The following is a 22,146-nucleotide window of genomic DNA, read 5'->3' on the forward strand; positions in this document are numbered from 1 at the left end:
TATGGCACACGTTAAACCGTACAGTTTATTTACAGAATTTGATATTAACTTATTTAAGGGAGGTAAGCACTTTAGGCTTTATGAGAAATTTGGATCTCACCTTGTAACCGTTGACGGAATAGAGGGCGTTTATTTCGCTGTTTGGGCACCAAGTGCCAAACAAGTATCTGTAATTGGAGATTTTAATTATTGGATGGAAGGCGAACATCAGCTTAACGTACGTTGGGACGCTAGTGGAATTTGGGAAGGCTTTATTCCAATGGTAGAGAAAGGTGCAATTTACAAGTATAAAATTCAAAGTCATCATAATGACGTAAAAACAGAAAAGGCTGATCCGTACGCAAGACGCTGTGAGCATCCGCCAAAAACAGCCTCCATTGTTTGGGATGACACTTACAAGTGGAAAGACAGCAAGTGGATGAAAAAGCGTAAAAAGAACAACGCCATTGATGCGCCTTATTCTGTTTATGAAGTCCATTTAGGATCCTGGAAAAAAAACGTAGAGGAAAATAGGTTTATGTCCTACCACGAGTTGGCCGATGATTTGGTGAACTATGTGAAGGAGATGAATTTTACTCATGTAGAACTCATGCCAATTATGGAATACCCCTACGACCCTTCTTGGGGGTATCAGCTTACTGGGTATTTTGCACCTACATCACGCTACGGCTACCCCGAAGAATTTAAATATTTAGTAGATAAACTGCATCAAAATGATATCGGTATTATTCTTGACTGGGTGCCTTCGCATTTCCCAGAAGATGCCCACGGACTAGGGTTTTTTGATGGATCGCATCTTTATGAGCATCCCGATAGACGCAAAGGTTATCATCAAGACTGGAAAAGTTTAATCTTTAATTATGAAAGAAACGAAGTGCGCTCTTTCTTAATTAGTAACGCTATTTTCTGGTTGGACCAGTACCACGCTGATGGTTTACGTGTTGATGCCGTTGCCTCCATGTTATTCTTAGATTATTCAAGAGAAGACGGGGAATGGGAACCAAATATTTACGGCGGAAGGGAAAACCTTGCAGTGATTGATTTCTTAAAGCAATTGAATGAAGAAGTGTATGCGTCTTTCCCAGATGTGCAAACCATTGCAGAAGAATCAACAGCTTTTCCAATGGTATCAAAGCCTACATTTATGGGCGGACTAGGGTTTGGTATGAAATGGATGATGGGTTGGATGCACGATACCCTAGAGTATTTTGCCAAAGATCCTGTGTATAGAAAATACCATCATAATGAAATCACCTTCAGCTTAGCGTATGCATTTACAGAAAACTTTATGCTGCCTTTATCCCATGACGAAGTCGTATATGGTAAAAACTCCATCCTAGGAAGAATGCCCGGAGATGAGTGGCAACGCTTTGCGAACCTGAGGTTATTGTATGGCTATATGTTTACACACCCTGGCACCAAACTATTGTTTATGGGTGGGGAATTTGGCCAATACAACGAGTGGGATTTCCAAGGAAGCTTAGACTGGAATTTACTGGATTTTAAGCCTCATCAAGACGTTCAAAACTACTTTAAACATTTGAATAAGCTTTATACATCGACACCTGCACTATACGAAAAAGGATTTAGTGGTGAGGGTTTTGAGTGGATTAGTTATGATGACCATGAAAACTGTGTGATTTCATATATAAGAAAAGGGTATAAAGAGGACGAGCATGTGGCCGTGGTATGTAATTTAACACCTGCGGTAAGAAAAAGTTATAAAATTGGGGTTAATTCCAAAGGAAAATTAGTTGAAATTTTTAATAGTGACGCCAAGGAGTTTGGAGGTAGCGGAATTGCTAATAAAAAGACAATTACAATTAAAAAAGAGCCTTGGAATGGTAAAGACTATTTAGTAGAAATTACCCTACCACCATTAGCTATTACAGTTTTTGAATTTAAAAAGTAATACTTCATTTTAATAGAAATCGCTTAATTTCTGAAGACTAAAAAACTCAGATATTAAGCGATTTTTAATATCTCAAAAGGAGCATTGACCTCTTTTATGCTTAACTCCTTTAAACCCAAACTATTTCAACAAATATTTTTACCATTTATCGTATTTACAAACCGATTAAAGCTTAAAAAGAACGCTGATTTACGCTTTCTTTAAAATTCAATAATTTTACCGCCTTTTAATTGTGTTTTGTCTAAACAATTAACCGTTTTTTTGATAAAATGAAACTATGCGTGCATTTAAAATTTAGTACTTTCGTAGATTAATTTTAATACCTGTTTCATGATATTAAATACTGAATTAGAATATAAAGGAAACCTATTTCCTTCCAAAATAGTTAAATACGAAAAAAACCTTAACGTTCTCTCATTTACTGCAGAAAACGGTGTTGTTCTAGAAGTTACAGTACGTCGTGATAGCATTTTACGATTTCGATTTACAACCACTGGTATTTTTGAAAATGATTTTTCATACGCCATTACAAAATATGCTAGTAGAGGATATAATCACCTTGAAGTAACCGAAGACGAGGATAACTATATCATTACGACTTCAAAATTAATTTGTAACGTATCAAAAACTGATTTAAGAACTTCAATTTTTGATGCAAAAGATAAAACGTTAATCTGCGAAGACGAACTTGGATTCCATTGGGAAGAGAGTTATGAATTTGGTGGCGACGTTGTAAAAATGTCTAAAACCGCGCAACCAGGAGAAAGTTATTATGGTTTAGGTGATAAACCTGTTGATAATAACCTAAAAGGAAAGCGCTTTGAAAACTGGGTAACCGATTCTTATGCATACGGCAGAGAGACCGATCCAATTTATAAGGCTATCCCATTCTACACGGCGCTACATCACAAAAAGGCATACGGTATATTTTTTGACAACACATTCCGTTCATTTTTCGATTTTTGTGCTGAGCGTAGAAACATCACAAGTTTTTGGGCGCATGGTGGAGAAATGAATTATTATTTCATTTACGGGCCAGAAATGTCTGAAGTTGTTGCGAACTATACCGACTTAACAGGGAAGCCGCACGAAATGCCAGCACTTTGGACGCTTGGTTACCACCAGTGTAAATGGAGCTACTACCCAGAATCGAACGTAAAAGAAATCACTGCAAAGTTTAGAGAACTGCAAATCCCTTGTGACGCTATTTACCTAGACATAGACTATATGGAAGGTTTTAGGTGTTTTACTTGGAGCAAGGAGCATTTTCCTGACCCAAAACGCATGGTAAAGGAGTTGGCTGACGATGGTTTTAAAACCATTGTTATTATCGACCCTGGGATTAAGATAGACATGGACTACTCTGTGTTTAAAGAAGGGTTGGAGAAAGATTATTTCTGTAAACGAGCCGACGGACCTTATATGAAGGGTAAAGTGTGGCCTGGTGAATGTTATTTCCCGGATTTCACGAATCCCGAAGTGAGAGATTGGTGGTCTAATTTATTTAAGGAGCTAGTTGAGGACATAGGTGTGAAAGGTGTTTGGAACGATATGAACGAACCCGCTGTGATGGACGTTCCAGGAAAAACTTTCCCTAATGATGTAAGACATGATTACGACGGTAACCGTTGTAGCCATAGAAAAGCACACAACGTGTATGGTATGCAAATGGCGCGCGCTACCTATCAAGGATTAAAAAAATTCTCATATCCTAAGCGACCATTTGTTATTACAAGAGCTGCTTACTCTGGTACACAACGCTATACATCTAGCTGGACTGGAGATAATGTAGCCACTTGGGATCATTTAAATATTGCAAACCTTCAGGCGCAACGTATGGCCATGTCTGGATTCTCTTTTGTGGGGTCTGATATTGGGGGATTTGCTGAACAACCTAACGGGGAATTGTATGCGCGTTGGATTCAATTGGGTATTTTCCATCCGTTTTGTAGAACACACTCTTCCGGTGACCATGGAGACCAAGAACCTTGGGCTTTTGGTGATACCATTACTAATGTGGTTAGGAAATTTATTGAGTTAAGATACCAATTACTACCTTATTTATATACAGCATTTTGGAGATATGCCGAAGAAGGTATTCCAATTTTAAAATCGTTAGTGCTATATGATCAAGAAGACCCTCAAACACATTACAGAAATGATGAGTTTGTTTTTGGTGAAAAAATATTGGCATGTCCTGTTAATGGGGCTAACCAAAAAGGAAGGCGCATGTATATCCCAAGAGGGAACTGGTATAATTTCTGGACAGATGAAGTTGTGAAAGGTGGACAGGAAGTTTGGGTAGATGCTGATTTAGACAGTATGCCAATTTTTGTAAAAGAAGGCGCTATCATACCAAAATATCCTATTCAGCAATATGTTGGTGAGAAAGTTATCGACGAACTTCTCCTAGATGTATATTATACAGAAGGTAAGGAAGAATCAATGGTTTACGAAGATGCTGGTGATGGATACGATTACATAAAAGGTAGGTATAGCTTGCGTAGTTTTAGACTGTTAGGAAAAAAGAAAGAACTGATTATCCAACAGCATAAAACAGGTAAGTTTATGACTACCTATAAAACCTTTAAGTTAAACCTACATGGTTTGCCATTTAAAATCAAAAAAGTGCAAGTGGACAATGAGGATATTCCGCTAAAAGATTTAAAAATAAATGGCGACAACACGTTAACGCTTAAAAAAGAGTTTACGGAGTTGCATATTGTTGGGTAAACGTAGTATTTAAAATCAAAAAAAGCCTTTTAAAAAGGCTTTTTTTGATTTTATATTTATTTGTTTTTAGCTTTTTCAGTTATTATTTTACTATTAATAGATTTACCCAAATACACAAACTTATAGCCTGCTTCAACGTTTTCAATTGCTTTGTTGTGGGATGATATGACTTCAAGTACACCCTTTTTATCTTTAACCAAAAGTGGTATCATATCTTCTTGTTCTTTGGTAAGTTCTATAAGCTCTTCATAATGCTCCCTGCTGTTAATATCGGTTTCGTGTATTTCAGGGAATTGTCGGGATACCTCTGTTAAAGAACTAAAATCATCCGTTGGAGAAAATAGTGCTTCTTTTGGTATGCTTTCTGGGTCGTCAATTTCATCACTAGTAATCAATCTAAAATAACCGCTTTCTCCAAACTGACCTCTAAAACGATTTATCGCATAATCATTTACATCTTTACTGCCTGTTAAGGCCATTAAAAAACCTACATCGTTAAGCTCTATGTTATTGTTTAATTCTTCTGAATAAATATCAGTATTAATCGCATCTAGACCTTGTTCTTGGGCAATCTGTACGTTGGTTTGGTTGCTGTCTATAAGCACCACATGCCTACCGTTATTTTCCAAATATTCGCCTATAAGTCTAGCAAAAGGTGATGCGCCAACTATTAAAATACCCTCCGAACGTTTTAGAAACACCCCAACTACTTTTGCAAAAAGTCGCGCTGTAGTTGCATTTAAAAGTACAGTGCCTAAAACGATCATAAACACCAATGGTGTGATATATTCTGCACCTTCAACGCCTTGTTTTATAAGCTTACTTCCGAAAAGTGAGGCGATACCTGCTGCGACAATACCACGCGGACCCACCCAACTTATAAAGAGTTTTTCATTAAACTTAAGTTTAGAGCCAAATGTGCTCGCAAAAACAGCTATTGGTCTTATCAAGAATACCACCAAGCCAAACAAAATAGCTGTTTTCCAGGTATATAGCAATCGCATATCTTCTATATTGATATTAGCTGCCAGCAGAATAAATAAAATTGAAATTAAGAGTACGCTTAACGACTCTTTAAAATATAAAAGCTCCTTGATACTTTCTAATTTGCCATTTCCAAGAACCATTCCCATAACTACAACTGCCAATAAACCAGATTCATGTGCAAAAATCTCAGATTCCACAAACACTAAAAGTACAGCAGACAGAGACACCACATTTAATAAATAGTGCGGAATTAATTTCTTATTAACCGCAAATGCCAACGCATGGGCAAACGTAAAACCAAAGGTGGTACCAAACAATAGAATCTTACCAAACTCTACTAACGCTGTTTTTGTAAAACCACTATCGCCTCCCACACTAATAAACTCAAATACCAGTACGGCTACTAAGGCACCAATGGGGTCTATTAAAATACCTTCCCATTTTAAAACGGTAGAAATATCTTTTTTTAATGGAATATTCCTTAAAATCGGCGTAATTACTGTTGGTCCCGTAACTATAATTAAACCGGAAAATAAAAGTGATAACTCCCAACTTAAATTAAAAATAAAATGTGCCAAAGCTCCTGCTCCAAAAAACGTTATTGCAGAACCAAGTGTAATTAGTTTTGTAATTACAGGGCCTACATTTCGTATTTCAGATCGTTTAAGAGTAAGCCCGCCTTCAAAAAGAATAATACTTATGGCAAGCGAGACAAAGTAATACAATCCCTCACCTGGAAATAAGCCTTTTTCACCGTTCCAAATAGGTTCTATCCATTTTGTGCCATCTTCACTTAAAAACTCGGAGGCTATAGGGCCTACCAATAATCCTATTAAAATCAGTGGGAGTATAGCAGGAATTTTCAGTTTCCACGCCACCCATTGTGCCAAAATACCAAGAATAATAATGCCCGCAAGCTCTAACATATGGTCGTTTTTTATTTAAAAACACTAATTTAAGTAAAATGATCAGATTACAATGGAATATGTTTTTATGGCTTCAAAATTAATTTTGTTCCATGTTTTATAAAAAAGACTACCTTTCACACTTAACTAAACTTTAAAATTGACCTTAAAACCCTTTAAAACTATAGGTATCGGTGTAGCATTCTCACCAAACTTAAAAGCTAACCTTTTTGAGGCTGCACGATTAGCAGTTTTTTTTAAGTCGAAATTAGTTTTAATCCACGTTGGTGATGACGCTTCTGATAAACGTGAAAATCTTCAAACCATCTTAAAGTCTTTTGAAAAAGATAATTTAGATTTTGAAATTATCTTTCAAAAAGGAGAACCAGTTGATGTTATTTTAGAAGTTTCCGAAAGGGAAAAAATAGATCTATTGATTTTAGGTGCTCAAAAACGCGAGCGATTTGTAACCTACTACATGGGTTCGATAGCTCGAAAGATTACTAGAAAAGTTAAATGTTCTATCTTACTTTTAATTAATCCTTCAGTTGAGCGTGTGCCTTGTGAGCATATTGTTGTGAATGGACTAAAAGACCCAAAAACTGAACAAGCTATTACCACGGCGTTTTATGTTGCCAAACATTTAAGTTCTGAAAAAGTTACTATTGTTGAAGAAATAAAGGAACAGCAAGTAGCTGTAAAAGTGGAGGATGATAAATCGTTACGTCGAGCCAATATTGCCAAAGAGCGTATAAAGCTTCGTGAAAACCAAAGAATAAAAGAAATCATCAGTCATATCCCAGAACAATATACCGATGGCAAAACCGTAAAGCTACAACCTATATTTGGTAAACAAGGGTATTCCATTGGGCATTATGCTCAAATTTCAAGAGCCGATTTATTGATTATGAACGCTCCAAGTAAAATGTCGTTTTGGGACCGTTTGTTTCCACATGATATTGAACACATTTTAACCGAATTACCAACCGATGTTTTAATTCTGCAATGAGTCCGAAAAAAAACAACATAACTGATTTTTTTAAGGCACTGCCCAAGAATATTTTCTCTGGATTTGTTGTTAGCCTTATCGCATTGCCTCTGGGTTTAGGTCTTGCTATGGCTAGTGATGCACCTCCTATAGCCGGCATAATTGCTGCTATTGTTGGTGGTGTTGTAGTTTCAATTTTTGGTGGTAGTCATGTTACTATTTCTGGTCCTGGAAATGGCTTAGTAGGCGTTCTTTTGGTGGCTATATCTACTTTGGGTTTAGAAAGTGCATTTGCCGCAATTATTTGTTCAGGTGTCTTGATGATGTTGCTTGGATTCTTTAGAATGGGAAAACTTGCTGATTTTTTCCCTTCTTCTGCAATTCAAGGAATGCTGGCAGCAATTGGGCTCATCATTCTTGGGAAACAGTTTCATATTATGTTGGCGCATAAAATTAAGCGAGAAGATACTATAGATTATTTATATGAAATTCCGTTTTCCATAAATGATGCTATTCACTATGAGAACAAAGGCTTCATTTACGCCGCGCTTGCTGGTGTCATTAGTTTAACCATCATGTTGCTCTATTCAAAAATTAGAAATAAATATTTTCAGCTTATACCAGCGCCTATGTGGATTGTTATGCTTTCCATTGGCTTCAGTTATTATTTTGAAATGGTATTACATGAAGAAAATCCTATTTCATCACAATACATGATTTCTGGAATTCCTTCCATCCAAGAAATTATAGTAAATATGGAGACTCCCAATTTTAGCAAAGTAGGTTCGTTCTCATTTTGGTCTAGCGTTTTTGCCATAACGCTTATCGCCAGTATAGAGTCGTTATTAAGCATCAAAGCTGTTGATAAGCTTGATCCTGAAAAAAGACGTTCAAACGTAAATAGAGATTTAAAAGCTTTAGGATTTGCAACAATTGGCAGTGGGTTTTTAGGCGGACTTAACGTAGTTACTGTTATTGCGCGTAGTTCTGTAAACGTTAATAATGGCGCAAGTAATAGGTCTTCAAATTTTGCTCATGCTACATTTTTAGTGTTGTTTATCGTGTTATTTAGCACCCAATTAACTCGAATTCCACTACCCGCTTTAATGGCAATATTAGTATATACTGGTTACAAATTAGCATCGCCAGAAGTTATCAGAAACATCAGTCGCATTGGCAAGGAGCAACTCATAATTTTCTTCGTTACCTTGCTTGTTACTCTTAAAGTTGGCTTGATAACTGGTATTGTTGCTGGCGTTATTACTACTCAAATTATTCACTTGGTGTTAAATGGTAATATTTCACTATTTGTTAGAAATGTTTTAAAACCCAACGTTTTGATGTATCAAGAGGAAGATAATGAAGGCTTTTATGTAAGTATCAAGCATTTTTGTAGCTTTTTGAATTATTACCGTTTGAAGGAAAAACTAGATGCTATCCCCGAAGACCATGACGTTATTGTTGATTTTTCTCTTTGTGGTTTTGTTGACCATACTGTTATGGAAAACATGCACAACTATCAAGAGCTATTCAAAAAACGAGGAGGACATTTCGATGTTATTGGGTTGGACATGCACGATACCGATTCTAAACACCCTTTTGCTTTGCGACGTATTTTGCCAGTACCAAAAATCATTCAAGACAACCTTACCCGCAGGCAAACTAATATGGAGGACTTGGCTAAAGACTATGAGTTGGAATATACACCTGAAAAAGAAAAAGACATTGAATTTCTTTATAGTTTTCATTTTTTCAATACAAAAAACGTCAATCATATTTATAACAAATTGCTGCATCAAGATGGTATTATAAAACTCTTTGACATTGAGTTTTCTGAAGGTGAATTTATTGCCAAAGAGGTGGTGCGTTCTACCATGTTGTATATAAATTTAGAAACAACTATTCCAGAATTTACTTTGGACAGGGAAGGATTTTTAGAAAAAATATATGCTTTTGCTGGTTTTAGGGATATTCCTATTCAAAACCATTCCGATTTTTCTAATCGCTTTTATCTTTTAGGCGAAAATGAAGTTCAAATAAAGGAATTTTTTAATGATGACATTACTCATTTTTTTGAAAGCAATCCCTACTATCATGTAGAATCAAATGGTAAAGCTTTATTAGTTTTTGGCAAAGAACGTTTAGCTAGCATAAAAGAAATTAAAGCACTGTTTGATTTCGGTAAACGTTTACATCAAGTGATTTCATAATAAACTCTTAACATTATATAAGATTTTAGTCATATTTTGTAAATTCGTTCGCTATGACTTTATACCCTATAAATTCAGGAAATTTTAAGCTAGATGGTGGTGCTATGTTTGGTGTTGTGCCAAAATCCCTTTGGAGTAGAACCAACCCTGCGGACGAAAATAATATGATAGATTTAACCGCTAGATGTCTGCTTATTGAAGATGGAAATCGCCTCATTTTAATAGATACTGGGATGGGCAATAAACAATCTGATAAATTTTTTGGGTATTATTATATGTGGGGCAATGATAGTATTGATAGCTCCTTAGAAAAACACGGTTTCCATCGAGACGATATTACAGATGTGTTTTTGACGCATTTGCATTTTGACCATTGCGGTGGTGCTATTCAATGGAATAAGGACAGAACGGGCTATGAGCCAGCATTTAAAAACGCCGATTTTTGGAGCAATAAAGATCATTGGGATTGGGCTGTAAATCCAAATGCGCGTGAAAAGGCTTCTTTTTTAAAAGAAAATATTTTACCGATAGAGGAAAGTGGTCGTTTAAAATTTACCGATATTCCAAAAGGCGATATGCTTAAAAACTCAGCATTGGATTTTGATGTTTTTTTTGCCGACGGGCATACTGATAAACAGATGATTCCTATGATTAATTATAAAGGCAAAACTATTTGCTTTATGGCCGATTTACTACCAACCGCAGGCCATTTACCTTTACCTTATGTTATGAGCTACGACATGCGCCCTTTATTAACTTTAAACGAAAAAGAGAAGTTTTTAAACATGGCTGCAGACAATGGCTTTTATTTATTTTTAGAACATGATGCTTATAACGAAGTTATAACAGTAAAACATACCGAAAAAGGCGTAAGATTGGATCAGGTCTTATCTGCCAATGAGGTGTTTAATTAAGAAGGACTAATTCAAATATAAAAATGAGAACAATTAAACAATTAGCATTTATAGCAGTGCTATCAGCCCTATTGTCTGGGTGCGGAAGTACTGGGGCAATTCTATTAACCCCAGAGGAAAATATTGATGCCATTCCATTAAAGGTTTCAGATTTAACTGAAGCCGAAAAACAAAACTGGGGGCATTTAGACTTATTGGTAGATACTATTCCAGGAATGAGTGTTGATAAGGCTTATACCGAAATCATCAAAAACAGAAAAGGAAAAAAAGTGATTGTTGCGGTGATTGATTCAGGCATTGATATTGACCATGAAGATTTAGATGCCAATATTTGGACGAATAAAGACGAGAAACCCGGAAACGGAAAGGACGATGATAAAAACGGCTATATTGATGATGTGCATGGATGGAATTTTTTAGGAGACACTTATGATGAGCAATTAGAATTTGTTCGAATTTTAAGTAGTGGTAATAGCTCTCATCCTGACTATGCAAGAGCTCAAGTTGAATACCAAAAAATGTATGAAAAATATACTGGCCTTAAGACACAGTATGACCAAATACACCAACAGGTTAAAAATGCTAATCAGACCCTGATTAAACATTTTGGTAAAAAGGACTATACACAAAAGGAGGTTGCGGCCATTAAAACAGAAAACCAAGAGCTAAACCAAGCAAAACAAATTGCTCAATTTATGTTTAGCAATGGCGCAGAATCAATGTCTGAAGTGGTTGAAGACATTGAAGCTTCTCTTAAAAGTATTACCGAACGTTTAAACATTCATTTGAATAAAAACCTTAAAGGCAGGAAAACAGGGGACGACCCAGACGATTTTAACCAAAAGTATTACGGTAATGGCAATGTAAAGCCTGCAAAAAAAGATGAAATTCATGGTACTCATGTGGCTGGTGTTATTGCTGCTGAACGCAATAATGGTAAAGGAGTGAATGGTGTTGCCAATAATGTAGAAATTATGAGTATAAGAGCCGTACCAAATGGTGATGAATACGATAAAGATGTGGCACTTGCTATTCGCTATGCAGTTGATAACGGCGCTTCAATCATCAATGGTAGTTTTGGGAAAAGCTTTTCGCCTCATAGTGATTGGGTAAGAGACGCTATTGCTTATGCTGCTGAAAAAGATGTAGTATTTATTCATGCCGCGGGGAATGATAGTAAAAATGTTGATACAGAACCAAGTTTTCCAGACGACAACATCAATGGTAAAGAGATTTCTGACTCATATATACGTGTAGGAGCGCTCTCATGGAAATATGGCTCTAACTTATTAGCTACTTTTTCAAACTATGGAAAGCAAAATGTAGATATTTTTGCTCCAGGTTATCAAATTTATTCCCCTAAACCAAATAATGAGTATGACTATATAGACGGCACCTCTTTTGCTGCTCCTGCTGTTGCTGGTGTTGCAGCGTTAATACGTTCTTACTACCCTAAATTAAGCGCTGCACAGGTAAAGAAAATCATTTTAGATTCTGGATTGGATATTAAAACCAAAGTTATTGTTGGTGGTAATTCAGAAAACATCAAACCATTTGCAGATGTGGTAAAATCTGGAAAAATTGTTAACGCCTATAACGCCTTAATTATGGCATCAAAAATGGCAAACTAAAAATTATAAACCCTTTAAGGTTGCTTGTAAACTATTTTGAGCAACCTTTTTTAATTGGTCTATCTATGAAAAGAATTCCGTTTTATACTCTTGTTTTTTTAGTAATTGCATCATGTTCAGGAACAAAAGATGTAGTTAATGCTCCAACCGCTCCTGAAGCACCTAAACCTCCAATACCGTCATCACCGTCTACATCAGCATATTGGCAACAGCATGTGGATTACAAAATGGAGATAGATATGGATGTGAACACCTACCAATATAAAGGAAAACAGGAGTTGGTATACACCAATAATTCTCCTGATGTACTTGATAAAGTGTTTTATCATTTATACTTCAATGCTTTTCAACCAGGAAGTGAAATGGATGTACGCTCCAGAACAATAGCGGACCCCGATTCAAGAGTTGGCGACAGAATCAGTAAGTTACAACCTGATGAAATTGGTTACATTAAAGTGAATTCTTTGAAACAAGATGGAACACCAATCAACTACGAAACCGTTGGCACTGTATTGGAAGTAGCTTTGGCAAAACCTATTAAACCGGGTGAAAGCGTATCGTTTACCATGGATTTTGATGCTCAGGTGCCTTTGCAAATTCGTCGTTCAGGCAGAAATAACAAAGAGGGCGTTGCCCTGTCGATGACGCAATGGTATCCTAAACTTGCTGAGTATGATTTTGAAGGTTGGCATGCCGACCCTTATATTGGACGTGAGTTTCACGGTGTTTGGGGAAATTTTGATGTGACATTAACCATTGGCAAAAACTATGTGGTTGGTGGTACGGGCTATCTACAAAGTGAAAAAGAAAGTGGAAATAAAAAAACATTGCATTTTAAAGCCCCAAACGTACACGACTTTACATGGGCAGCAGATCCTGACTATATTCACGACACAGCTCAAGTACCTAATGGCCCTTTACTAAACTTTTATTACAAAAAAACCTTAGATAAAGACAAACTTGAAAACTGGAAGAAATTGCAGCCAAAAACTGTGGAATTAATGCAATACTTTAGCCAGAATATTGGAACATATCCTTATAAACAATATTCTATAATCCAAGGTGGTGATGGTGGAATGGAATATGCCATGTGTACCTTAATTACTGGAAATCGCAGTTTTGGGAGTTTGGTTGGTGTAACGGCACACGAAATGGCGCACACTTGGTTTCAATTTTTGTTAGCCACTAACGAAGCAAAACACGAGTGGATGGATGAGGGCTTTACTAGCTATATTAGCCATTGGGCCATGAATGATATCTTTGATAGAAATAACCCAAATCCCTCTGCAAATTCTTATAAGAGCTATATTTATTTAGCAACTTCAGGAAAAGAGCAGCCTTTAACAACTCACGCAGACAGATATGAATACAATCAGTCCTACGGAATTTCAGCTTACAGTAAAGGTGACGTTTTTATGGCGCAATTGGGATATGTTATAGGCGATGGCAATCTTAAGAAAACCATTAAACAGTATTTTAAAGATTGGGCATTTAAACATCCAACTCCTATGAATTTTATCCGCGTTGCGGAAAAAGTTTCGGGCTTGGAATTAGACTGGTACTTAATGGATTTTGCGCAAACTACAAACACTATTGATTATGCCGTAAAATCTGTTGCAAACAACAGTGTCACCTTAGAGCGCAAAGGCTTAATGCCAATGCCTATTGATTTAAAAATAGTGTATGATGATGGTTCTGACGAAAGTTTCTACATTCCTTTACAAATGATGCGTGGTGAAAAACCAACCTCAGCAACCATAATAAAAGATTGGGCTTGGGCGTATCCAACATACACATTTGAAGCCTCAAAAACTGTAAAATCTGTGCAGATTGACCCCAGCGGCTTTATGGCAGATGTGAATAAAACTGATAATACCTGGACAAAAGATGAAGAAAGAAGACCTTAAGGCGGTAAGTACCGAAGATTTAAAGAAAAAATACAAAACCTTTAAAATGGCATTTTATGTGTTGGCAGGAATTGTTGGTATTATGTTTGTAATAAGTTATTTCAATTGGCGAGAAGGTGGTTTTAATGCTACTGTGTTAATGCCTGTTTTTTTCATTCCAATGGTGTTGGTTAACTTTTTTAATGTTAGAAAAATTAAGCAAGAGTTGATAACTAGAAGTGATTTTAAAGGGTAACGCTTGTTTATATAAAAAATCGCTACTTTATTAAATAAAAATAGTATTATAACTCAGCAAAAAGGCCGCTTCATCTAAAACAAAGTGGCTTTTTTTATGCTATAAAATCAAAAGAATAACTATGTTTAAAATCTCTTATTAGCTCTCAGATTTTGGTAAATGAATGCCTTTCATAAGTATTAAAACACCCATAGCTATCAACCAAATTACCTTAACGTGAAATAGTGGTTTATAAATTTCGTAATTATCAGGAATACCCATAACAATACCCATAGCGGCAAGCCCTAAAAGTACCGTAAACCAGCCCAACCATTTCGCTACAATATGCCACCTAATTAATCCGTAGCCTAATAAAACCAACCCAACACCAGAGAACACACGACCAAAACGAATAAAGCACGTTACATATTGATTGGTGTATAAAATATCATTTACAAATGCCTGAATTTCTGTAGCAGACTTTCCCATGGTTTGACCAACACCCCAAGCACCAAAATTATAAAAATATGCATTTGCAATAGCTAAAGTAAACGTACCAATAATGAGCATACCAGCTCCTGGTAATATAAGTACACGATAAGGCTTTCTTGCTGCTACAGCCACAAAAGCAAATAGAGCAATAGCCATGGTTACCCAACCAAAAATATGAATGCGATACATCCAAATCCAAGTCCAAACACTTTCGCCAATAGCCTCAAAATCGGAAGCAACGATGTATTCACCAATATGATGAGGCGAGAGCGCCCATCCCAACCATAGCAATAAAGCTGCTATAACAAATGCCCAACCTGTAAATTTAGTTTCGAAATCTTTTTTCATGATATTCATCATTGTTAATTTTTAGGAAATAATGCAATTTAGCCTTAAACTCAACTTTTTAATGTAACATAAGTTACATATAAAGAAGCTTAGATACTATAACTTAGGAAGTTGGTTACATAAACTATAAATTAAATATTTTGAAAAGAAGAGATTTTGTAAAAAAAGCAACCTTAAGTTCATTTGCCACTTTAATAGGAACAGAACTTGTTTTTGGGTCTAAAATGCTTAATGGTTACACCCCTTTGGCATTACAAGATCCTGATCCTTTTAAACTATTTAATAAACACAAAGACATGGTAGTTCTCAACGATAAACCATGGAATATTGAAGCACAAGCACACTTGCTAGATGATAAAATTACACCTAATTCGTGTATGTTCATTAGAAATAATGGACTAGTGCCAGAAGACATTGATCCTAATACGTGGACACTAACCATTGATGGCGAATCGGTCAAAACCAAAAAAACATACACACTGTCGGATTTAAAATCTAAATTTCAACAACATACCTATCAATTAACATTAGAATGCGGTGGCAATGGTAGAGCTGAATTTGATCCACCAGCAAAAGGAAACCAATGGACTATAGGCGCTGTACATTGTGCCTCTTGGACCGGTGTGCGCTTACGCGACGTTTTAGAAAATGCTGGTATTAAAAGTAATGCTGTTTATATTGGTTATCATGCTGTAGATAAACACCTTAGTATGGATCCAAACAAAGAACCTATTTCCAGAGGTTGCCCAATGACTAAAGCTTTACAAGATGAAACGCTTTTAGCTTTTAAAATGAATGGTGAAGATATTCCCCTGGTTCACGGGTACCCTTTGCGTTTAGTTGCAGGTGGTTGGCCGGCTTCGGTTTCTGGCAAGTGGATAAATAGAATTAGTATTCGTGATAAAGTACACGACGGTACAAAAATGACTGGTACAGCTTATCGGGTACCATGTAAACCTGTTGCACCAGGAGAAAAAGTGAAAGATGAAGACATGTGCATTATAGAGTCTATGCCTGTAAAATCACTAATTACATACCCTAAAACTGGAGCCATGATAAAAAATGGAAAATCTTTAACTATTAGAGGTCATGCATGGGCAGGAGAATTGGAAGTTGCTAAAATGGAGTATTCTATAGATTTTGGTTCTACTTGGAACACATGTCCTTTAGAAAAACCAGAAAATCGTTTAGCATGGCAACATTTTTCGGCGAAAATAGATTTTCCAAAACCTGGTTATTATGAGGTTTGGGCAAGAGCAACAGACACCAATGGTATAGCCCAACCTATGCTTTTACCTGGTTGGAATCCAAAAGGATATTTAAATAATGCCTGCCATAGAATTGCAGTAAAAGTTACATAAATGAGTAAAGAAGAAGCTTTTAGGGCACAAGTTAAAAAAGTGTATCGTCTATTGATGCTGCTTTTAGCTTTGTTCATAATTTCTGGAGGTGGATTGATGTATTACATGGTAAATCCTGATGCCTTAGATTTTATGTCTAAAACTGAAACGGTTGCTTTTGCGCCTATTGAAGTTGATGAGGATAGAATTGAAAATGGAATTCATGTAAGAACTGGGTTGATTGATGCTGAAGGCTTAATGACTGTTGTTAATAATTGTACTAATTGTCACTCTTCAAAATTAGTGACACAAAATAGAATGAATGCCGAACGTTGGAATGCAACAATAAAGTGGATGCAAGAAACCCAAAACTTATGGGATTTAGGAAGAAATCAAGAGGTTATTGTTAATTATTTAGTTACCAACTATCCACCAAAAGCAAAGGGGCGTCGAATGGTTTTATCAGATATTGATTGGTATGAATTGGAGGATTAATATCATAGTATTGGTACTTTTTATTTCGGCATGCAAACACGCAGAAAAAATGATATAGTAGAAGATGTTAAAACCAAATATTTAATAGAAACTGATGAATTAAAAGCCATTGCTCATCAACCAAACATCAAAATCATTGATTTCAGAAAAAAAGAAATTTATGAAAAAGAACATATAGTTGGTGCTTTAAATCTTTGGCGAACGGATATTGAAGATGCCGCTTATCCCTATGAAGGAATTATGGCAAGCAAAACACAAATAGAAACGTTATTTGGAAAACTTGGTATTAAAACTGAAGATACTATTATTGTTTATGATGACAATGGATTGTGTGAAGCTTCTAGGTTATGGTGGATCTTACAAAACTATGATTTCAATAGTATTAAATTATTGAAAGGAGGAATTTCGAAATGGAAGTTAAATAATGGGCTTGTAACAACTGAAGCAACAGGAATGAACACAGCTGTTTTTAAGCTTAAAAAGCATCCTAAGATGCAGTATTACGTATCAAAAGAAGATGTAATTAAAGCTTTAAAGAACAACACTGTTATTATAGATACCAGAAGTGAAGATGAGTTTTCTGGAAAACGACAAAAAAAAGGAGCAACTAAAGGAGGACGACTACCCAATAGCATACATATAGATTGGGCAGAAGCTATAAACTATGGAGGCGATATGCGCTTTAAAGAATTAAAGGAATTAGAAAATATTTATAGTAAACTAAATATAAAAAAGAACGACTCTATCATTTTGTATTGCCATAGCGGCGTTCGTTCAGCACATACAACTTTTGTGCTCACACAATTATTAGGATATAAAAATGTAAAAAATTATGATGGCTCATGGATAGAGTGGAGTTATTTTAATGATTTACCAATTGAAAAAGATAGTATAACAGTTTTAAGTGATTAATTATGGAAAAGTATTTAGACGCATTTGTTAATGCCTTTATGGGTACGTTAGATTGGACATGGAAATCGATATTATTTGAAGTACCGTGGTACACTAATTATTTTTGGGGACTTACAGTAATTTCTTTAGTGGTTTGGTTATTAGAAATTGCATTTCCTTGGCGAAAAGAACAGTCAATTTTTAGAAAAGATTTTTGGTTAGATGCATTTTACATGTATTTTAATTTTTTCATATTTGCGATAGTCATAAGTGGAGTTTATCAAATATTAGGCGTTCTTTTTGGTGAATTTAATATAACGGCAAAAAGTCTTGCTATTGCAGATACTTCTTACTGGCCCATGTGGTTGCAATTATTGGTTTTCTTTATTGTTTTAGATTTTGTACAATGGTTTACGCATGTGTTATTACATAAATATGGATTTTTGTGGAAGTTTCATAAAGTACACCATAGCGTTAAGGAAATGGGCTTTGCAGCGCATTTAAGATACCACTGGATGGAGAATATATTGTATAAACCACTTAAAACATTTGGTGTAATGTTGCTAGGTGGTTTTGAGCCAGAACAAGCTTATATAGTACACTTTATTGCAATAATAATTGGTCATCTCAATCATTCTAACATTAAAATTACATGGGGACCATTAAAATATATATTCAACAATCCAGTAATGCATTTATACCACCATGCTTATACATTACCAGAAGGCAAATATGGAGTTAATTACGGGATTAGTTTAAGTCTTTGGGATTATATTTTTAAAACTAACTACATACCTGAAGATAGCGGTAAAGTAGAAATTGGGTTTAAAGGAGATGATATATTTCCTAAAGATTTTATTCAACAAAACACTTACGGTTTCAAAAAAGGCCAACGTTAATTATTTTCATCTTAAAAAAACAATACTAAACAAAATCACTTAACTGCTAAAAATAAAAATTTAGTGATTAAGTGATTTTGAATTTTTAAGCCTCAATACCAAGGTTCTCTTTTATAAATTTTAGTTTTAGCCACACGTTCTCGATTATTAAGCCTTAAATGCGTGCTCGTTATTTCTCTATTTCTATAACCTAATAAGTGAAATAAAGGTTTTGCGAAAAACTTAGCTACTTTTAAGTTGACTTGTAAAATACCTTCTTGCTTATTTACCCAAGAAACGCCTGGTAAGTAAGCTAATAAACTATCGGTTTTTATGCGTCTTAATAACGATGATAATTTTAAAAAAAATGGTTTTATAGGCTTAATAATAAAAAAACCTTCGTTTCCTTTATTTTGGTACAATGGCATAAACATATTGCCATTATAATCAGAGTGTATTTCAGTATTATTAAAGTGTGCTACTGGTGTGCCTTTTGTAATAGGCTGAAAACTTTTAAAACCGTTGTGCATTTTGAAATTATCATTAGCAGATATTTTTTGTAAATGTATAATTTCATAAAAACGATCCGCATCTTCTGACGCTAGTTTTAATGTTTTTAAATGGGTTTTCACATCAACGCTCTCTTCATCCAATATTCCGGCGTAAACCATTGCTAGATACATAAAGGCTATATTGTTTTCAACAGACCTCAAATCATTATGCTGTCCAGACTCAAAACCAATAGAAACGTACCCCAGCGTATTAATATAACTCAACAAAGCGCCTTCCAAATATTCTTCTATTCCCAAAACTATTGGTACAGGAAATAACTTTGAAAACTCACGGTTGATCAATGCATCATTTATTGTAATAAAAGGTAAGCTTTGGCTAGATGTAGTGTGCAGGTCTATAAAATATATTGGGCCTTTATGCTTCATTAAAATCTTTTGTAGTACCTGAAACAGTTCCTGTAATTGTAGCTCTTCAGTATTGTGTTTTGTTTTAGATAAAATGTGTTCTATTTTCGCTTTAGTCCACAATCTATTTAAGTCTTCCTCTAAATATCTTTGGTCTTTAGCTAAAGCTTTTAAGTTTCCTAAAATACCGTAGACGTTTCCATTAAAAAGCGAGATGTCCAGAGTGTCATGCAAGTGCTCTAAAGCTTTAACACCCGCTTTTTCATTTCCATGGATACCTCCAAAAAACACAATAGTGGGTAGGTTTTCGTCTTTTTCTATTTGAAATAGAATACGCTCGTACGCATTCTTAACTGAAACTTTGGTTTCCTTTATTTTCATACAGCTATAAATCGCTTGAAGTGATTAAACCTATCAATTTATTATTTTTAGTAATAGGTAAAAAATTGATATTGTTGGCTTTCATTAAAGCCTTGGCTTCAGGTATTTTAGTTTGATCATTAATGGCAATAACTTCTTTGGTCATGATACTACCAACAGGCAAAATAGCGCTTTCCTTTACCCCTTTAAAAGCTTTAATGTCCTTCCAAGACAACACGCCTATTAACACTTTGCCATGGCTGATAACTGGCATGTGATGTATATCTTTCCATTGCATTATATTCAGCACCAATTCTATGCTATCCGTTTCGTAAACTGAAAACACATCCGTCCGCATAATGTGCTTTACCACTCTACTTTCTTCATCAGGAAGTTCGGTGGTTTCTTGTAAAATACGCCATGTAGAAACAGGATAATCGTGTTTCTGTTTTTCATATAGCTTTGACGTTAAAATTTGCATTGCCTCAAAACGTTTATGGCTTCTTAGTAAATGTCTATAGCTTCTTATAGTCCATTCTGAACCGTTTAAACCTGTTACCCTGTTTTTTATAATGGCTAAATAATACTCTGCATCTGCTGGTGCAATCCCAAATTTATACAGCCCTTTATAAGCCATAGGCAAGAGCTCGTCTAAAATCAAATCCAAGCATGATATGTATTTACCATCCCAATAAATTTGAGCGGCCATTCCATAACGCGCTGCATTAAAAAAGTTGGTTTTTACATCTTTAAAATCCCAGCGCTTATGTATGTTATTATATTTTTTTGGTTTGCCCATCATCACGCCTACCCAAAACACCATATTGGCTATTTCATCAACAACGGTAGGCCCCGAAGGGATGTACCTGTTTTCTATTCTTAAATGTGGTATATTGTTGCCAACACCATAACACACCCTGTTCCACGGGTAAACAGTACCATTGTGCAATTGTAGTGCTAACAGTCTGGGTATTTGTCCGTTTTCAATCAGGTCCACACTGTCCTTAATATAATCTGAAGTTAAAAAACTGCGGAATCTCGAAATGTTGTCCTTAAAAATATCTGTCACAGAACCAGTATACCAGTTTCTTCCAAAACTTACGCGCGATTGGTTTTCATTCAGTAAAAATGAGTTTGCCCTAGTATCAATACTTTGCGTAAAAAGAGCAATTCTAGTCTCACTCCACAATTCTTTGCCGAACAACAAAGGTGAGTTAGTACAAGCGCTCAAAATAGGACCCGCAATGGCCTGAGCCCAATTGTAAGTATCTATAAATACGCTAGGGTTTACCTGTAAATGCATCTGGAAACTAGTATTACAACCCTCAAGCATTACAGAGTCGAATAACAAATTCAGCTCATCTACACCTTGAATATGAATATTAAAATCCTGCTTTCTAGAGTCTTTTATGGCTTCGTTTAAAACCGTGTAGCGCTTTAAGGGTGTCATTTGGCTCTCGCCTATATTATGCAAACCAATAGAAGGTAAAATGCCTGTAAGTACAATTTTGGTATTCTTTTTTGCAGCGGCATCTTCTGCCTTTTTTAGAAGTTTTTTAAGCTGTTTGTGTAGCTTGGAAAAGCAATCGCCTTTTAGCTCAATGGGGTCTAAATTAGCCTCAAGGTTGTAGTTTCCAATCTCAGTGGTAAAGTGGTCATCATCAATATCGTTAAGAATTTCCAGCGCATTACTACTTGGAGAAAAATTAGGCTTTACCAAACAAAACTCCTGTTCTGCACCTATACGAATAGGGTCTGTTTCAATCATGCCCTTTTCCAGCATGAGGTCTAGCGCCCTAATATCATTTAATAAGTGGTGCACATAGTTTGCCCTATCTTTTTTCTTCTTTAATTTTTTAACATCCATATTTCCCATGACCTCAAATAGTTTAGATGATTTTAGTATGTTAAATTACTGTTATACAGATTTTTATTCTATGATATTTGTCATAACGCCGTACGTAGGTTTTAAGCATAGAGCTTGTGAGTTATAAATATTGACTTTGTAGATAAATTCTACTACC

General features: G+C 35.5%; 16 protein-coding genes. 12 read left to right on the forward strand and 4 right to left on the reverse strand.

Going from position 1 to position 22,146, the window contains the following annotated elements; all coding sequences use genetic code 11:
* Nucleotide 1 precedes the first annotated feature (1 nt).
* The gene (gene glgB, locus EYD45_RS08245; protein ID WP_130964063.1) at nt 2-1,912 is read left to right on the forward strand and encodes a 1,4-alpha-glucan branching protein GlgB; all 1,911 of its coding nucleotides are present in this window, start codon (nt 2-4) and stop codon (nt 1,910-1,912) included.
* A 330-nt stretch (nt 1,913-2,242) separates the two neighbouring features.
* Nucleotides 2,243-4,645: a glycoside hydrolase family 31 protein gene (locus tag EYD45_RS08250; protein WP_130964064.1), complete on the forward strand. Its 2,403-nt coding sequence runs from the start codon at nt 2,243-2,245 to the stop codon at nt 4,643-4,645.
* A gap of 56 nt (nt 4,646-4,701) precedes the next feature.
* On the opposite strand, the gene EYD45_RS08255 is transcribed toward EYD45_RS08250, so the two are convergent.
* The gene (locus EYD45_RS08255; protein ID WP_130964065.1) at nt 4,702-6,558 is read right to left on the reverse strand and encodes a cation:proton antiporter; all 1,857 of its coding nucleotides are present in this window, start codon (nt 6,556-6,558) and stop codon (nt 4,702-4,704) included.
* A gap of 139 nt (nt 6,559-6,697) precedes the next feature.
* Between EYD45_RS08255 and EYD45_RS08260 the strand changes: the two genes are divergently transcribed.
* From EYD45_RS08260 to EYD45_RS08285, 6 genes are all read left to right on the forward strand, one after another.
* Nucleotides 6,698-7,546 (forward strand): universal stress protein, encoded by an 849-nt coding sequence (locus EYD45_RS08260; protein WP_130964066.1) that lies wholly within the window; start codon nt 6,698-6,700, stop codon nt 7,544-7,546.
* Nucleotides 7,543-9,735: a SulP family inorganic anion transporter gene (locus EYD45_RS08265; RefSeq protein ID WP_130964067.1), complete on the forward strand. Its 2,193-nt coding sequence runs from the start codon at nt 7,543-7,545 to the stop codon at nt 9,733-9,735. Before EYD45_RS08260 ends, EYD45_RS08265 begins: the two co-directional genes overlap by 4 nt.
* A gap of 53 nt (nt 9,736-9,788) precedes the next feature.
* Nucleotides 9,789-10,649 carry an MBL fold metallo-hydrolase gene (locus tag EYD45_RS08270; protein WP_130964068.1) on the forward strand — a complete coding sequence of 287 codons (861 nt, stop codon included), beginning with the start codon at nt 9,789-9,791 and terminating at the stop codon, nt 10,647-10,649.
* A 23-nt stretch (nt 10,650-10,672) separates the two neighbouring features.
* Nucleotides 10,673-12,280, forward strand: coding sequence for a S8 family peptidase (locus EYD45_RS08275; RefSeq protein WP_130964069.1), 1,608 nt, complete (start codon nt 10,673-10,675; stop codon nt 12,278-12,280).
* Nucleotides 12,281-12,345: 65 nt separating this feature from the next.
* Complete coding sequence (locus tag EYD45_RS08280) at nt 12,346-14,187, forward strand: M1 family metallopeptidase (protein ID WP_130964070.1); 1,842 nt, start codon at nt 12,346-12,348, stop codon at nt 14,185-14,187.
* Nucleotides 14,168-14,422 carry a hypothetical protein gene (locus EYD45_RS08285; protein WP_130964071.1) on the forward strand — a complete coding sequence of 85 codons (255 nt, stop codon included), beginning with the start codon at nt 14,168-14,170 and terminating at the stop codon, nt 14,420-14,422. The genes EYD45_RS08280 and EYD45_RS08285 overlap by 20 nt, the downstream gene beginning before the upstream one ends.
* Nucleotides 14,423-14,560: 138 nt before the next feature.
* On the opposite strand, the gene EYD45_RS08290 is transcribed toward EYD45_RS08285, so the two are convergent.
* Nucleotides 14,561-15,253: a hypothetical protein gene (locus EYD45_RS08290; RefSeq protein ID WP_233702581.1), complete on the reverse strand. Its 693-nt coding sequence runs from the start codon at nt 15,251-15,253 to the stop codon at nt 14,561-14,563.
* Between the two features lie 128 nt (nt 15,254-15,381).
* Here EYD45_RS08290 and EYD45_RS08295 point away from each other — a divergent pair, with 128 nt between their 5' ends.
* The 4 genes from EYD45_RS08295 to EYD45_RS08310 are packed head-to-tail and all read left to right on the forward strand — an operon-like array spanning nt 15,382 to nt 18,866.
* A complete protein-coding gene (locus EYD45_RS08295) occupies nt 15,382-16,602 on the forward strand; it encodes a sulfite oxidase (protein WP_130964073.1) in 1,221 nt (406 codons plus the stop codon).
* On the forward strand, nt 16,603-17,076 hold the full coding sequence (locus EYD45_RS08300; protein WP_130964074.1) for a monoheme cytochrome C: 474 nt from the start codon (nt 16,603-16,605) through the stop codon (nt 17,074-17,076).
* 30 nt (nt 17,077-17,106) lie between these two features.
* Nucleotides 17,107-17,988 carry a sulfurtransferase gene (locus EYD45_RS08305; protein ID WP_130964075.1) on the forward strand — a complete coding sequence of 294 codons (882 nt, stop codon included), beginning with the start codon at nt 17,107-17,109 and terminating at the stop codon, nt 17,986-17,988.
* 2 nt (nt 17,989-17,990) lie between these two features.
* On the forward strand, nt 17,991-18,866 hold the full coding sequence (locus EYD45_RS08310; RefSeq protein ID WP_130964076.1) for a sterol desaturase family protein: 876 nt from the start codon (nt 17,991-17,993) through the stop codon (nt 18,864-18,866).
* A 92-nt stretch (nt 18,867-18,958) separates the two neighbouring features.
* On the opposite strand, the gene EYD45_RS08315 is transcribed toward EYD45_RS08310, so the two are convergent.
* Together EYD45_RS08315 and EYD45_RS08320 are read right to left on the reverse strand one after the other, a co-directional pair.
* A complete protein-coding gene (locus EYD45_RS08315; RefSeq protein ID WP_130964077.1) occupies nt 18,959-20,143 on the reverse strand; it encodes a M14 family metallopeptidase in 1,185 nt (394 codons plus the stop codon).
* A 4-nt stretch (nt 20,144-20,147) separates the two neighbouring features.
* Nucleotides 20,148-21,998, reverse strand: a complete 1,851-nt coding sequence (locus EYD45_RS08320) for a CBS domain-containing protein (RefSeq protein ID WP_130964078.1) — start codon at nt 21,996-21,998, stop codon at nt 20,148-20,150.
* Nucleotides 21,999-22,146 lie beyond the last annotated feature (148 nt).

The organism is Hyunsoonleella flava (genome assembly GCF_004310325.1).
GTDB lineage: Bacteria > Bacteroidota > Bacteroidia > Flavobacteriales > Flavobacteriaceae > Jejuia > Jejuia flava.